The 13,649-nt window shown below is 62.6% G+C and carries 10 protein-coding genes and 1 pseudogene; 2 read left to right on the top strand and 9 right to left on the bottom strand.

The features are described 5' to 3' along the window. Window positions 1-12: 12 nt before the first annotated feature. Complete coding sequence (locus J3P73_RS27540; RefSeq protein WP_130687421.1) at window positions 13-1,203, bottom strand: amino acid aminotransferase; 1,191 nt, start codon at window positions 1,201-1,203, stop codon at window positions 13-15. Between the two features lie 153 nt (window positions 1,204-1,356). Here J3P73_RS27540 and J3P73_RS27545 point away from each other — a divergent pair, with 153 nt between their 5' ends. Beyond that, the gene (locus J3P73_RS27545) at window positions 1,357-1,824 is read left to right on the top strand and encodes an Lrp/AsnC family transcriptional regulator (protein WP_018073018.1); all 468 of its coding nucleotides are present in this window, start codon (window positions 1,357-1,359) and stop codon (window positions 1,822-1,824) included. A 9-nt stretch (window positions 1,825-1,833) separates the two neighbouring features. On the opposite strand, the gene J3P73_RS27550 is transcribed toward J3P73_RS27545, so the two are convergent. From J3P73_RS27550 to J3P73_RS27580, 8 genes and pseudogenes are all read right to left on the bottom strand, one after another. Continuing rightward, the gene (locus tag J3P73_RS27550; protein WP_130687420.1) at window positions 1,834-2,595 is read right to left on the bottom strand and encodes an ABC transporter ATP-binding protein; all 762 of its coding nucleotides are present in this window, start codon (window positions 2,593-2,595) and stop codon (window positions 1,834-1,836) included. Then, a complete protein-coding gene (locus J3P73_RS27555) occupies window positions 2,592-3,632 on the bottom strand; it encodes a FecCD family ABC transporter permease (RefSeq protein WP_130673789.1) in 1,041 nt (346 codons plus the stop codon). The genes J3P73_RS27550 and J3P73_RS27555 overlap by 4 nt, the downstream gene beginning before the upstream one ends. Further along, entirely contained in the window at window positions 3,629-4,654 is a 1,026-nt protein-coding gene (locus tag J3P73_RS27560; protein WP_130687419.1) for an ABC transporter substrate-binding protein, read from the bottom strand. The genes J3P73_RS27555 and J3P73_RS27560 overlap by 4 nt, the downstream gene beginning before the upstream one ends. Before the next feature lie 154 nt (window positions 4,655-4,808). Continuing rightward, entirely contained in the window at window positions 4,809-5,447 is a 639-nt protein-coding gene (locus J3P73_RS27565; protein ID WP_130687418.1) for an RES family NAD+ phosphorylase, read from the bottom strand. Then, window positions 5,447-6,058: a DNA-binding protein gene (locus J3P73_RS27570; protein ID WP_130687417.1), complete on the bottom strand. Its 612-nt coding sequence runs from the start codon at window positions 6,056-6,058 to the stop codon at window positions 5,447-5,449. Before J3P73_RS27570 ends, J3P73_RS27565 begins: the two co-directional genes overlap by 1 nt. Window positions 6,059-6,152: 94 nt before the next feature. Beyond that, window positions 6,153-6,304 (bottom strand): annotated as a pseudogene (locus J3P73_RS38300) (alpha/beta fold hydrolase); the annotation flags it as partial. Between the two features lie 2 nt (window positions 6,305-6,306). Then, window positions 6,307-6,588 carry a hypothetical protein gene (locus J3P73_RS27575; RefSeq protein ID WP_024319690.1) on the bottom strand — a complete coding sequence of 94 codons (282 nt, stop codon included), beginning with the start codon at window positions 6,586-6,588 and terminating at the stop codon, window positions 6,307-6,309. A 77-nt stretch (window positions 6,589-6,665) separates the two neighbouring features. Continuing rightward, on the bottom strand, window positions 6,666-7,130 hold the full coding sequence (locus tag J3P73_RS27580) for a hypothetical protein (RefSeq protein ID WP_024319691.1): 465 nt from the start codon (window positions 7,128-7,130) through the stop codon (window positions 6,666-6,668). Window positions 7,131-7,342: 212 nt separating this feature from the next. On the opposite strand from J3P73_RS27580, the gene J3P73_RS27585 reads away from it, so the two are divergent. Beyond that, on the top strand, window positions 7,343-13,642 hold the full coding sequence (locus J3P73_RS27585) for a HAMP domain-containing protein (protein WP_024319692.1): 6,300 nt from the start codon (window positions 7,343-7,345) through the stop codon (window positions 13,640-13,642). The last annotated feature ends 7 nt before the right edge of the window (window positions 13,643-13,649 follow it).

Genomic DNA, 13,649 nt, shown 5'->3' on the forward strand with positions numbered 1-13,649 from the left:
GCTTGAATTCGGTCAGGCGACCGTCGGCGATTTCAGGCAGCGTTCGGCTCTGAGCGCCGCGACGATGGCGTCGGCGTCGGCCGGTTGCATGCCCGCAAGGTTCACACGCCCGGAATCCGCCATGTAGATGCCGTGGCTCATTCTGAGCGCCACTGCCGTTTCCCTGGACATGGAGAGATTGGAGAACAGACCGCGTTGCCTGCTTATGAAGGCCAGATCAGGGGAGGCGGCGGCCAGCGCCGCACGATTGCCGTTGACGCGCAGGCACATCTCTTCAAGCTCAGCGCGCCACATGGCCGACATCTCTTCGCTCTCGAGAATGGTCCTGACGATTGCGGCTCCATGATCGGGCGGCATGGACCAGTTCACGCGGGCAAGTGCCGCCATGTTGCTTTCGACCTTCCCGATGTCATCGACATTGCGGGTCATGACATAGAGCGCTCCGACGCGCTCGCGATAGAGGCCGAAATTCTTGTCGCAGGAATAGGCGATCAGCGCCTCATCGACCACGTCGAGGATCATGCGCGTCGGCGCGGCGTCCTGTTCGAGACCGTCACCAAGGCCCTGATAGGCGAGGTCGATGAACGGCACCAGCCTATGCGTAACAAGAAGCTCGGTGATCCGCCGCCACTGTTCCATGGTAAAATCGATGCCGGTCGGGTTGTGGCAGCAACCGTGAAGCAGCACGACGTCGCCTTCCCGAGCAGAAGACAAGGCGTCGACCACGCTTTCGAATTTCACTTGCTGCGACATCAGGTCAACGAAAGCGTACTCCTTTACCGGCAGGCGCGCCGAGCTAAAGATCGGCGCATGATTTGGCCAGCTTGGTGTTCCGAGCAGAACCTTCGCCGATGGATTTGCCGCTTGGATGAGCTCAGCACCGAGACGCAGGGCGCCGCTTCCACCGGGTGTCTGAATGCCGACAAGGCGTTGAGTAAACTTTGGCGATTTTCCGAAGATGATGGGTTGCAGGAGGCGCACGAATTGCAGATCACCTTCCGGGCCAAGATATTTCTTGCTGTCCTGGGTCTCCAGGAGAAACTGCTCCGCTGCCTTCACGGCACGCATCACCGGCGTGCGTCCCATAGTGTCACGATAAACCCCGACGCCGAGGTCGATCTTGCCGGGGCGATCGTCGGCCTGAAAGGCCTTGATGAGTGCAAGCAGGCTGTCGGCTGGCCGGCTGTTCAGTTTGTCAAACACAAGTCCACCTCGTTTTCGTAACTCTAAGTCGGAGACTAACGGAGCTTTCGCGGCGAATTTCTGCGATTATCTCCCCGTGACGGCGCATCCATGCAGACAATCGGCGCAACATGGCTATGATGTGCAGAAATTCTCCGTCTCGGTGTGGTGGTCATGCTTGATCAGTTCGATATCAAATTGCTCGCCGCTCTCCAGCAAAACAGCGAGGTGACGCAGAGCGAACTGTCTCAGAAGGTCAATCTCTCCGCGACCCAATGCGCGCGCCGTTTGGAAAGGCTGCGCAATGAGAAATATATCCAGAGCGTCGTGGCCATCCTCAATCCCGTGAAACTGGGTTTCACCGTCGTTGCTCATACTCTTGTCAGCTTGAGAGCACATACCGAAGGCGGAAACGAGCAGCTTCATCGCTTTATCGAGACCGCGCCGGAGATTCTGGAGTGCTATTCGCAGACCGGCGACGCCGACTTTCTGATGAAGGTCATGACGCGTGACCTCGAACATCTCAGCCAGTTTCTCGAAAGAATGATCCGGGTCACCGACAATCTGGCGTCGGTGAAGTCAAGCATCGTCCTCAAAACACTGAAAAAGACGACCGCTTTGCCGCTGCAGATCGTGACGTGAGAGCCGCTCTCACCTGAGATAATGGATATGCGGGCGCGCGTGATAGGGTGAGGCTTCGATGCGGGCTTCGACGGAGAAGACGTCACGCAGAAGGTCTTCACTCAATACGTCCTGCGGCGCGCCGGAGGCGACGATCCTGCCCTGCTGCATGATGATCAGCTGGTCGCAGAACATGGCAGCATGGTTGAGATCGTGCAGGGCGACGATGCTGGTGATCGGCAGACCGGAGACGAGCCGCATCAGGCCGATCTGATGCTGGATATCGAGATGGTTTGTCGGCTCGTCGAGGATCAGTTCCTGGGGCGACTGGGCGAGCGCCCTTGCGATATGGGTGCGCTGCTTTTCGCCGCCCGACAGGCTCTGCCAGCGATCGTCGCGCTTCTGCGCCATGCCGGCGCGCGCGAGCGCACTTTCGACCGCCTCGTCGTCGGCCTTCGTCCAGCCTGAAAACATCGACCGGTGCGGGAACCGGCCGAGCTTGACGACGTCGACGACCTTCAGATTGGCATTTGTCGTGGCGTGCTGCTCGACGAAGGCGATCCGCCGGGCGATCGAGCGGCGGCTGATCGTGCCGATGTCGCTCCGGTCGAGCGTAACGCGGCCGGAATGCGGCCGCTTCAGGCCGGCCAGAAGACGCAGGAGCGAGGTCTTGCCCGAGCCGTTCGGCCCGAGCAGGCCGAGCATCTTGCCCGGCGGTGCGTCCAGGGAAACGCCGTCGAGGATGGTCTTCCTGCCAATCTTCCAGATGAGGTTGTCGGCCTTGATGCTCATGATGCGCGCTGGAACCGGTAGAGGATGATCGAGAAGAACGGGACGCCGACCAGGGCCGTGACGACGCCGATCGGCAGGATCTGGTTCGGAATGAGGGCGCGTGCGGCGATGTCGGCGAGCACCATGAAGATCGCCCCTGTCATGGCACAGGCCGGCAGGAGACGGACATGCGACGGCCCGACGACGAAGCGGGCGACATGCGGCACGACGAGGCCGACGAAGCCGATCGACCCCACCATGCTGACGATCGTCGCCGTCATCATTGCCGTTAGCGCGAAGAGCACCATCCGCGCGCGGCCGACATTGACGCCGAGCGAGGATGCCGCCTCGTCGCCGAAAGCGAAGGCGTCGAGCACGCGGGCGTAAAACAGGCAGCCGACGAGGCCGATGCCGACGACGATCGAGACCAGCGCGAATTCCGGCCAGCGCACGCCGCCGAAGCTGCCGAGTAGCCAGAACATGACGTCGCGGGCCTGTTGCGCATTAGCCGAGGTGGTGACGATATAGGACGTGGTGGCGTTGAAAAGCTGCGAAGCGGCGACACCGGCAAGGATGGTGCGATCCGCTCCGCCGCGGGTGCCGTTCGACAGCAGGGCGACGAAGAAGAAGGCTGCGAAGGCACCGGCAAACGCGCCGGCGGAAAGCGAGACCGCACCGGCGCCGACGCCGAGGATGACGATCGCGACGGCGCCGGAAGAGGCGCCGGCAGATATGCCAAGAACATAGGGTTCGGCAAGCGGATTGCGCAGCAGCGACTGCATGATCGCGCCCGATAGCGCAAGGCCGGCGCCGCAGAAGGCGGCAACGAGCGCCCGGCTGAGACGATAATCCCAGATGACGGTCTCATGGATGCGGTTCAGTTCGACCGCGGTCCATCCCAGCCGGTTGGTTACGGCCGAAAACGTGGTTGCAAGTGGGATCGGCAGGTCGCCGATCCCGACGCTGACGCCAATGGCGATAGCGATGAGGCAGAAAGAGGCGAGGAGCAGTGCGAAGACGGCTCCCAGCTGCCGGAAGATACGGCCCGCTTCCGTCACTTCAACAGACCGAGAGCCTTCAGCTGGCCGGCCACCTGCTCAGCGCCGCAGACCGTGCGAACGGTCGGGTTCATGGCCTGGCCGTCCATGATCACGATCGTCTTGTTCTTGACGGCAGGGATCTGGCTGACGGCCGGATCGGTGTTCAGGAAATTGATCTTGGCCTCCGGCTTGTCGAGCTCCCAGCGGTTGCGGTCGAGACTGGCGACGACAATGACGTCGGGATTGGAGGCGATGATGCCTTCCCAGCCGAGCGTCGGCCATTCCGCTTCCGCTGATATCGCATTGTGTCCGCCGAGCAGGTCGGCGATGAAGCCGGACGCGCTGTTCTTGCCGCCGAGATAGGCGTCCGCCGACGGGCTGGGGCTGGAGAACCAGAAGACGTAGGAAAGGTTCTTGCCGTCCTTCGAAACGCTGGAGCGAAGCTTGGCTTCGCGTGCCTTGAAGTCGGCGATCAGCGTCTGACCACGATCGGCGACGTCGAAGATCTGCGACAGTTCGTCGATCTCCCTGTAGAGCAGATCCATATTCCACAGCTCGGCGCGGCTGCCATACTGGTCCTTGACGTCCTTGGTGCTGAGGCACGTGCTGGGCGAGAGATAGGTTGCGACGCCCACCTTGTCGAAATCCTCGCGCTTGGCGACCTTGCTGTTCGGCCCGACCAGGCTTGGCAGAGCCGCGGCCACGAAATCGGGATTTTCGGCGAGGATCGATTCGAAGGTCGGCATCTCGACGGTCAGAAGCTTGACCTTGGCATTGGCTTCTGCGAGCTGCGGCAGAACCTTGCTCGGCCAGAAGGCCGTGCCGGCCATCTTGTCCTGAAGGCCGAGCAGCAGCAGGATTTCAGCGCTGTTTTGGCCGAGGCCAATCGCCCGTTCGGGCGCCTTCTGGAAAGTCACCTGTGCGCCGCAGTTTTCCAGCGTCAGCGGGTAGGTCGCCGAACCGGCCAAAGACGGATTTGCGGCAAGGCCGATCATGGTTGAGAGGCCGCAGGCGGCCATAAGCGATTTGAGGCTGGTCACGAAGAAATTCCCGGTGCGTGAATATATGCGGTCGCCGTATAGCCTCAGAAACGGCCAGAAAACAAGACAAAATAAATCAACTTATCGCAAAATTGACAGCGCATTGCCACGGGGCAGCGTGCCATCGCCTGTCGACTGCAGCCGCGTTCGCCGTCTAAACGGGGCCGACCGGTGACAGCGACTTGCCGTAGACCTCGAGGATCGCGGCAATCTCCTTGAGGATGCCGGAGAGCGGAAGCATGCCCTTTCTGTCGAACGCCATGTCGCTGCGTTCGAAAAGGGCAAGGCAGATCTCGCTCGAATCGTGACGTGACTGGTAGGCGAGACCGTCCGGCTGGTCGGCATGGTCCCAAAGCGCGTCGGCCCAGAGGCCGCATGGTTCGTAAGGGCCGGTGGAGACGGCATCATCGGTGCCGAGGGCCTGCAGGCCGGTGCCGTGCATGCGCACGATCCTCAGCGGTCTGATACAGCTGAGTTCGCTGATGGCGCGGGTGGTGATTTCGGTCATCGACACCATCAACCGCTGGGGATTGCGCAGGATCGTTTCCGCAATCGCTCCCCTGCGGCTCATTCCGACATAGAGAATTCCGAAACGTCCGCTGGCGCTGTCGAAACGATTGGTGGCGGCAATCCCGGGGCCGGGTCCAAAGAAGATGGGATCGAGAGGCGTCCGATGGACCCTATGAAGAACCTGCCCGGCCGCAATGAGGTCGATCGGCAATGACGAATGGGCGAGCCAAGGAGGCGGGGGCAGGGCAGATCCCGACGGCCCTCTGCCTGCATTTGCCGGCATCAGGCAAAGCCGTCGGAGGTTTCAATCCGGATCAGACGCCGGACTGCTTCGCGATCGCCGTCGCGCAGCGCCTGCAGGGCTGTCCGGCCACCGAGAGCCGTATCGGCAGCAAGCAGAAAATCCAATGCGATCCAGGGACCGGCGGCGGCAAAATCACGCACGACGTCGGAAATCCCCGCGATCACCTCACCTTGGTCAAACTGGCAGAGCGGATAGCGCCAGTCGCTGCGCTCGCGTACGGCAAGCAGCGTGCCGGCCCGCCGCCTCTTGTCGACGGCCTGTCTGCTGATGCCAAGCATCCGTCCGGCGTCTTCGGCTGACACTGTCCCGCCGGCCCGCTCGACGAGATTTTGCCGATGCTCGACGTTGCGAGCTAGCGCCGGAACCAGCGGATCGAGATCGTTTATAGCCGCGCCCACCATATCCGAGCGGCTGAGAAGCTGCGCCAACGATCCGGCGTCGGTCGGGGCTGAAAGCGCATCGGCCAGGTCCTTTGCCGGGACGTTCGCCGAAATGCGTTCCAGCGCCGATGTCGCACGTCGCAGAAACGCGGTCCTGATGGAATTCGGCTCTTCCTGCACTGTGACGGGACCGGATGCGTGGCGGGCCATTGAGCGGCTCCTTGGTTGACGAGGTATTTATATATCTGTTGATGGTATGAAGTCAACCAGGGTGGAGGTCAAGAGGGGAGATGCCCCGTATGCGGTCCGGTGCCAGAAAGTCCGCCGCCTTGCTCCAGGTCATATGCGTTCTGGATGACCGTGGAGAAGAAAAACGGCTTGGCCCCGATCCTCCGTGACGGACCCGAAGCGAACCCGCTCCGATGTCAACAGCATCAGGGTAAAGCCATCGGGCATGTTCAGGTCAGCTTTGCCACGAGCTTGGCATAGTCCGAAAACGTCAACCGTTCGCCTTTCCTGCCTGCCTCCTCGGCGAGCTGCAGCACACGGATGGGGAACAGGATCGCGGCGCGGTTGGCATCCGACAGTTCATGGTCGTCGTCCTCCTCGATTGCCTTCGTGGCTTTCGAGAGAGCGGCATTGAGTTCCCCGCTGGTAAGCAGTTCCTTCTCGACGATCGCATCACATATCGCTGCCATGGCCATGATCAGGCCTTTGAGCTGGAGGTTGGCCGTATTCATGAGAACTCCGAGGAAACGAGAGGAACTGCGATGGTGACGCTCCGGCGTCTCGCCGATCGCGCCGGGGAATTGCTACGTCAGTCCGTTTGAACCGGTCGGATGGTGTCGATGGTGACCACACCGTCGACGATCCCGCGCGTGACATCGCGTCTGTTCCGATCGATCTCGATGACGGTGTAAAGCTTATCGTCCCGAAAGGCGCTGGCATTGACCGTCGTCACATCCTCGGCGGGAGCCGCATCCACCTCCATGAAATCGAGTTCACGAGCCGCGGCGACGATCCTCGCGTCACCGGGCGTTCTGGCGGCGACGACGACGGTGCCATGTCCGGGGGAATTGTCCCATCGCGGATCGTCGGGTGCGGCGATCGGCTCCAACCGGTAGATGTTGAGCATCTCGCCGCCGGCGTCGGGCGACGCTTGCGCAGCCGCATCCTTAATTTGCGCCTGGCTCTCGACCGACTTTCCGAAGGTGGTCGGGCTGGTCGCGTTGTTGATCTCTTCCTTGCCTGTCCTCGAGACGTTCGACATGTCGCTCTCCATCGTCAGGACTGAAACGACAGCCGGCAGGCAAGTGTTCCCCCGCGCACGAAAAACCGCAAATTCCGGCCAGACGGTTTCCGACGGGCATTTTCGATACCTGCAACTATCGGGCTCATTTTAAGCACTGAATCATGATAAGCTGTATGCGGGATGGCCCATACCATTTTCTGAGTTGAGCGCTAAATTACCAGTCGTCGAACAGGGGGATTTTCGTGAGCAACCAATCCAGCGAATTCGCGCGCGAAAGCGTTGCGGTAGACAGCCTCAATGGGCATGACCACAAAACAATGGCGTTCGACGACGCCAGCGCACTTCTGGAAGTCCTCGTCGCGGTCAGGCGCGGCGACTTCTCCGTACGGATGCGGTCCGACCTGACAGGACTCACCGGCAAGGTCGCCGATGCCCTCAACGACATCATTGCCGCCAATCAGCGCATGGCCCAGCAGCTCGAGCATGTCGGGCAGGTGGTCGGCCGGGACGGGCGAACGAGCACGCGCGTGCGCTTCGGCCTGTCGGACGGCTCCTGGTCTGAAATGGAAGGATCGATCAACGGTCTGATCGACGATCTCCTGTGGCCGACGACAGCCGTCACGCGCACGATCACCGCGGTCGCCAAGGGGGATCTCTTGCAGACCGTGCCGCTCGACGTCGACGGGCGGGCGCTCAAAGGCGAATTCCTGCGCTCGGCCGATATCGTCAATACGATGATCAAGCAGCTGAGCGTCTTCACATCGGAAGTGACGCGCGTCGCGCGCGAGGTCGGCACGGACGGAAAACTCGGCGGCCAGGCGCAGGTGCCGGAGGTGACCGGCGTCTGGAAGGATCTCACCGAAAGCGTGAACTCAATGGCGTCGAACCTGACGGCGCAGGTGCGCAATATCGCCGACGTCACGATCGCCGTTGCGAATGGCGATCTTTCCAAGAAGATCACCGTCGACGTGCGCGGCGAAATCCTGCAGCTCAAGGAAGCGATCAACACCATGGTCGACCAGCTGCGATCCTTCGCCTCGGAAGTGACGCGCGTCGCGCGCGAGGTCGGTACCGAGGGCAAGCTCGGCGGGCAGGCACTGGTGCCGGGCGTCGCCGGCACCTGGAAGGACCTGACCGATTCCGTCAACGCCATGTGCGGCAACCTGACCGCCCAGGTCCGTAATATCGCCCAGGTGACCACGGCCGTGGCGCGCGGCGACCTGTCGCGCAAGATCACCGTCGACGTTTCGGGTGAAATCCTCGAGCTCAAGGAAACCATCAACACGATGGTCGACCAGCTCAACGGCTTTGCCGGCGAGGTGACGCGCGTGGCGCGTGAAGTCGGCACCGAAGGGCGGCTCGGCGGGCAGGCGCAGGTGCCAGGCGTCGCCGGCACCTGGAAGGACCTCACTGACAACGTCAATTCCATGGCCTCGAACCTCACCGCGCAGGTGCGCAACATCGCCGAGGTCTCGACCGCGATCGCCAATGGCGACCTGTCGAAGAAGATCACCGTGACGGTGTCGGGAGAAATCCTCGAGCTGAAGGAAACGATCAATACGATGGTTGATCAGCTCAATGCGTTCGCGTCGGAAGTGACCCGTGTCGCCCGCGAAGTGGGCACCGAGGGCCGGCTCGGCGGCCAGGCCAATGTGCGCGGTGTCGCCGGCACCTGGAAGGATCTGACCGAGAATGTAAATTCCATGGCCGGCAACCTCACGGCGCAGGTGCGCAATATCGCGGACGTCTCGACCGCGATCGCCAATGGCGACCTGTCGAAGAAAATCACCGTCGACGTGAAGGGCGAGATCCTCGAACTGAAGGAAACCATCAATACGATGGTGGACCAGTTGAACGCCTTCGCCTCCGAAGTGACCCGTGTCGCCCGCGAAGTGGGCACGGAGGGCCGGCTCGGGGGCCAGGCCAATGTGCGCGGCGTCGCCGGCACCTGGAAGGATTTGACCGACAGCGTCAATTCCATGGCCTCCAACCTAACCGGGCAGGTGCGCAACATCGCCGAAGTCGCGACCGCCGTCGCCCAGGGAGACCTTTCCAAGAAGATCACCGTCACAGTGTCGGGCGAAATCCTCGAACTGAAGGAGACCATCAACACGATGGTCGACCAGCTCAACGGCTTTGCCGGTGAAGTGACGCGTGTGGCGCGCGAGGTCGGCACCGAGGGGCGGCTCGGCGGCCAGGCGAACGTGCTCGGCGTCGCCGGCACCTGGAAGGACCTGACCGACAGCGTCAACTCCATGGCGGGCAATCTGACGGCGCAGGTGCGCAACATCGCCGAAGTTTCGACCGCGATCGCCAATGGCGATCTGTCGAAGAAGATTACGGTGTCGGTCTCGGGCGAAATCCTCGAGCTCAAGGAAACGCTGAACACCATGGTCGATCAGCTGAACCGCTTCGCTTCCGAAGTGACGCGCGTCGCCCGCGAAGTCGGCACCGAAGGCAAGCTCGGCGGCCAGGCGCAGGTGCCGGGTGTCGCCGGCACCTGGAAGGACCTCACCGAAAACGTCAATTCCATGGCCTCCAACCTCACCGGCCAGGTCCGCAATATCGCCGAAGTGACGACGGCCGTGGCGCGCGGCGACCTGTCGCGCAAGATCACTGTCGACGTGAAGGGGGAAATCCTCGAACTGAAGAACACCATCAACACGATGGTGGACCAGCTCAACGCCTTTGCCGGCGAAGTGACGCGTGTTGCCCGCGAAGTCGGCACCGAAGGCAAGCTCGGCGGCCAGGCGCAGGTCTCCGGTGTTGCCGGCACCTGGAAGGACCTGACCGACAGCGTCAACTCCATGGCCGGCAACCTGACGGCGCAGGTGCGCAACATCGCCGAGGTGGCCACCGCAATCGCCAATGGCGACCTTTCACGCAAGATCACGGTCGACGTGCGCGGCGAAATCCTGCTCTTGAAGGATACGCTCAACACTATGGTCGATCAGCTTCGCTCCTTTGCCGGCGAGGTGACGCGTGTCGCCCGCGAAGTCGGCACCGATGGCAGGCTCGGCGGCCAGGCCGTCGTTCCCGGTGTCGCCGGCACCTGGAAGGACCTGACCGACAACGTCAACCTGCTTGCGGCCAATCTGACGACCCAGGTTCGAAACATCGCCGAAGTGACGACGGCCGTGGCGCGCGGCGACCTGTCGCGCAAGATCACCGTCGACGTGAAGGGGGAAATCCTTGAACTGAAGAACACCATCAACACGATGGTGGACCAGCTCAACGCCTTCGCCGGCGAAGTGACGCGCGTCGCCCGCGAGGTCGGCACCGAAGGCAAGCTTGGCGGCCAGGCGCAGGTGCCGGGTGTCGCCGGCACCTGGAAGGACCTGACCGACACCGTCAACGTCATGGCCGCCAACCTGACCGAGCAGGTCCGCGGCATCGTCAAGGTGGTGACGGCGGTCGCCAACGGCGACCTCAAGCAAAATCTCACCGTCGCATCGAAGGGTGAGGTGGCCGCCCTTGCCGAGACCATCAACAACATGACCAACACGCTCGCGACCTTTGCCGATCAGGTGACCACGGTTGCGCGTGAGGTGGGCGTGGAAGGCCGTCTCGGCGGTCAGGCGAATGTTCCCGGCACCGCGGGAACCTGGAAGGACCTGACCGGCAACGTCAACCTGCTGGCAGCCAACCTGACGACGCAGGTGCGCGCCATCGCCGAGGTGGCAACCGCCGTCACCAAGGGTGACCTGACCCGCTCGATCAAGGTCGACGCGCGCGGTGAAGTGGCCGAGCTCAAGGACAACATCAACACGATGATCGACAACCTCAGGCTCACCACCGAGCGCAACACCGAGCAGGACTGGCTGAAGACCAACCTGGCCCGCTTCACCAACATGCTGCAGGGGCAGCGCGACCTGACGCTGGTCGGAAAGATGCTGCTGTCGGAGCTGGCGCCGCTGGTCGGCGCCCATCAGGGGGTCATCTACCAGGTGGATGCCGACGAGCGGCAGCCGGTCTTGTCGCTCCTCTCCGTCTACGCGAAAGGGGGCGAGGCGGCGCACCCGGCCCGGCTCGAGTTCGGCCAGGGACTTGTCGGCCAGTGCGCCAGCGACGCCCGCCGCATCCTGGTCACCGACCTTCCCGACAACGTCGTTCCGATAAGCTCCGGCGTGTTCACGACCCTGCCGAGAAGCGCCATCGTTCTGCCTGTGCATTTCGAGGGGCAGGTGAAGGCGGTGATCGAGCTTGCCTCCGCAGGCGAATTTACCGAGCTGCAATTGTCCTTCCTCGATCAGCTGACGACATCGATCGGCATCGTCCTCAACTCGATCGAAGCGACCATGCAGACCGAAGGCCTGCTCAAGCAGTCCCAGCAGCTCGCCGCCGAGCTTCAGACGCAGCAGCGCGAGCTGCAGCAGACCAACGAGCAGCTCGGGCAGAAGGCGCAGCAGCTGGAGGAGCGCAACGTCGAAGTCGAGGCGAAGAACCAGGAAATCGAGCAGGCCCGGCGCGCGCTGGAGGAGAAGGCAACCGAGCTCGCGCTGACATCGAAGTACAAGTCCGAATTCCTCGCCAACATGTCGCATGAGTTGCGCACGCCGCTGAACTCGATCCTCATTCTCGGCCAGCAGCTGGGAGAAAACCCGGATGGCAACCTCTCGGGCAAACAGGTCGAGTTCGCAAAGACCATCCATGGCGCGGGCACCGATCTGCTGAACCTCATCAGCGACATTCTCGACCTGTCGAAGATCGAGTCCGGAACGGTCTCGGTCGATGCCGAGGAGATCTCCGTCAGCAACCTGCTCGAGGTGATGGCCCGGCCGTTCCGGCACGAAGCGGAAAACCGCAACCTGTCGTTCGCAGTCGAGGTCGGCGCCGATATAACGAAAAGCATCATCACGGATTCGAAGCGGCTCCAGCAGATCCTCAAGAACCTGCTGTCGAACGCCTTCAAGTTCACCGCGCAGGGCGGCGTGACGCTTCGCGTCGCATCGGCAACGAGCGGCTGGTCGTCCGATCATCCCTCGCTCAAGCACGCGCCTTCGGTCATCGCCTTCGAAGTCGTCGATACAGGCATCGGCATACCGCCTGAAAAGCAGCGCATCATTTTCGAGGCCTTCCAGCAGGCGGATGCCTCGACAAGCCGCAAATACGGCGGAACCGGTCTCGGCCTGGCGATCAGCCGCGAACTGGCGAACCTGCTCGGCGGCGAGATCCAGTTGCGCAGCACCCCAGGTGTCGGCAGCACCTTCGTCCTCTACCTGCCGCTCACCTATGTCGGCGCCGGCGCGGTTGCGCCGAAGTCCGTTCCGCCGGCAAATGTCGTGGAATTCGCCGAGGCGGCAGCAAACCGTCGCGCCGATAAGCCGACCGAACATGTCGAAGACGATCGCCACCAGATTGCGGCCGGCGACTCGGTGCTGCTCGTCGTCGAGGACGATGCGCATTACGCCCGCGTCCTGGTGGATCTCGCCCGCGACAACGGATTCAAGGTTCTGGTGGCGATGCGCGGCAGCGATGCGCTCGCACTCGCGCAGGACTACAGGCCGGCGGCGATCTCGCTCGACATCTTCCTGCCCGACATGCTCGGCTGGACGGTGCTGAGCCAGCTCAAGCAGAATGCGCAGACGCGGCATATTCCGGTCCAGATCATCAGCCTCGACGAGGATCGCCAGCATGGGCTGACCCGCGGCGCCTTCGCTTTCATGAGCAAGCCGACGACACCGGAAGGCCTCGGCAGGGCACTGTCGCGATTGAAGGCCTATGCGCAGCCGCGCCGCAAGCATCTGCTGCTCGTGGAAGACAACGAGGCCGAGCGTTTGAGCGTCACCGCCCTTCTCGGACATGACGACATCGATATCACCAGCGTCGGCTCCGGATCGGAGGCTCTCGCCGCGCTTCGGCAGAATGCCGCCGACTGCGTGGTGCTCGACCTGTCTCTTCCCGACATGTCCGGCTTCGAAGTGCTCGAGCAGATGCGCGACGACGCCGAGATCGGCGAAGTGCCGGTGGTCGTGTTCACCGGCCGGGAGCTTTCCGCCGAGGAAGACGCGGCGCTGCACAGCATGGCTCGCAGCGTCGTGGTGAAAGGGGTCGAGTCGCCCGAGCGTCTCCTGGATGAGACGGCGCTGTTCCTGCACCGGGTGGTCGCCGACCTGCCGGCCGCAAAACAGGCGACGCTGCAGGAACTGCACAGCTCGGACGAGGATCTGGTCGGCGAGACCGTGCTGCTCGTCGACGACGACGCCCGCAACATCTTCGCGCTGAGCAGCGTCCTCGAACGCCGCGGAATGAAAGTCCTGACCGCGACGACCGGCAGCGAAGCCATCGACGTCATCAACAACGAGCCCTCTGTCGCGATCGTGCTGATGGACATCATGATGCCTGGAATGGACGGCTACGAGACGATGCAGGTCATCCGTTCGGAGCCTCGGTTCCGGCGGTTGCCGATCGTGGCGCTGACGGCCAAGGCGATGAAGGGCGACCGCGAGAAATGCCTGGAAGCGGGCGCATCCGACTATCTGGCGAAGCCGGTCAATACCGAGCAGCTTCTGTCGGCTCTTCGCATGTGGCTGCATCGCTGAGGATCCG

It is taken from the genome of Rhizobium ruizarguesonis (genome assembly GCF_017357285.1).
Classification (GTDB): Bacteria; Pseudomonadota; Alphaproteobacteria; order Rhizobiales; family Rhizobiaceae; genus Rhizobium; species Rhizobium ruizarguesonis.

Bases quoted from the DNA above. Each gene is read 5' to 3' on its own strand.
- J3P73_RS27545 (WP_018073018.1), top strand. From the start codon at position 1,357: ATGCTTGATCAGTTCGATATCAAATTGCTCGCCGCTCTCCAGCAAAAC.
- J3P73_RS27565 (WP_130687418.1), bottom strand. From the start codon at position 5,447: ATGCCGGCAAATGCAGGCAGAGGGCCGTCGGGATCTGCCCTGCCCCCG.
- J3P73_RS27575 (WP_024319690.1), bottom strand. From the start codon at position 6,588: ATGAATACGGCCAACCTCCAGCTCAAAGGCCTGATCATGGCCATGGCA.
- J3P73_RS27580 (WP_024319691.1), bottom strand. From the start codon at position 7,130: ATGGAGAGCGACATGTCGAACGTCTCGAGGACAGGCAAGGAAGAGATC.
- J3P73_RS27550 (WP_130687420.1), bottom strand. From the start codon at position 2,595: ATGAGCATCAAGGCCGACAACCTCATCTGGAAGATTGGCAGGAAGACC.
- J3P73_RS27570 (WP_130687417.1), bottom strand. From the start codon at position 6,058: ATGGCCCGCCACGCATCCGGTCCCGTCACAGTGCAGGAAGAGCCGAAT.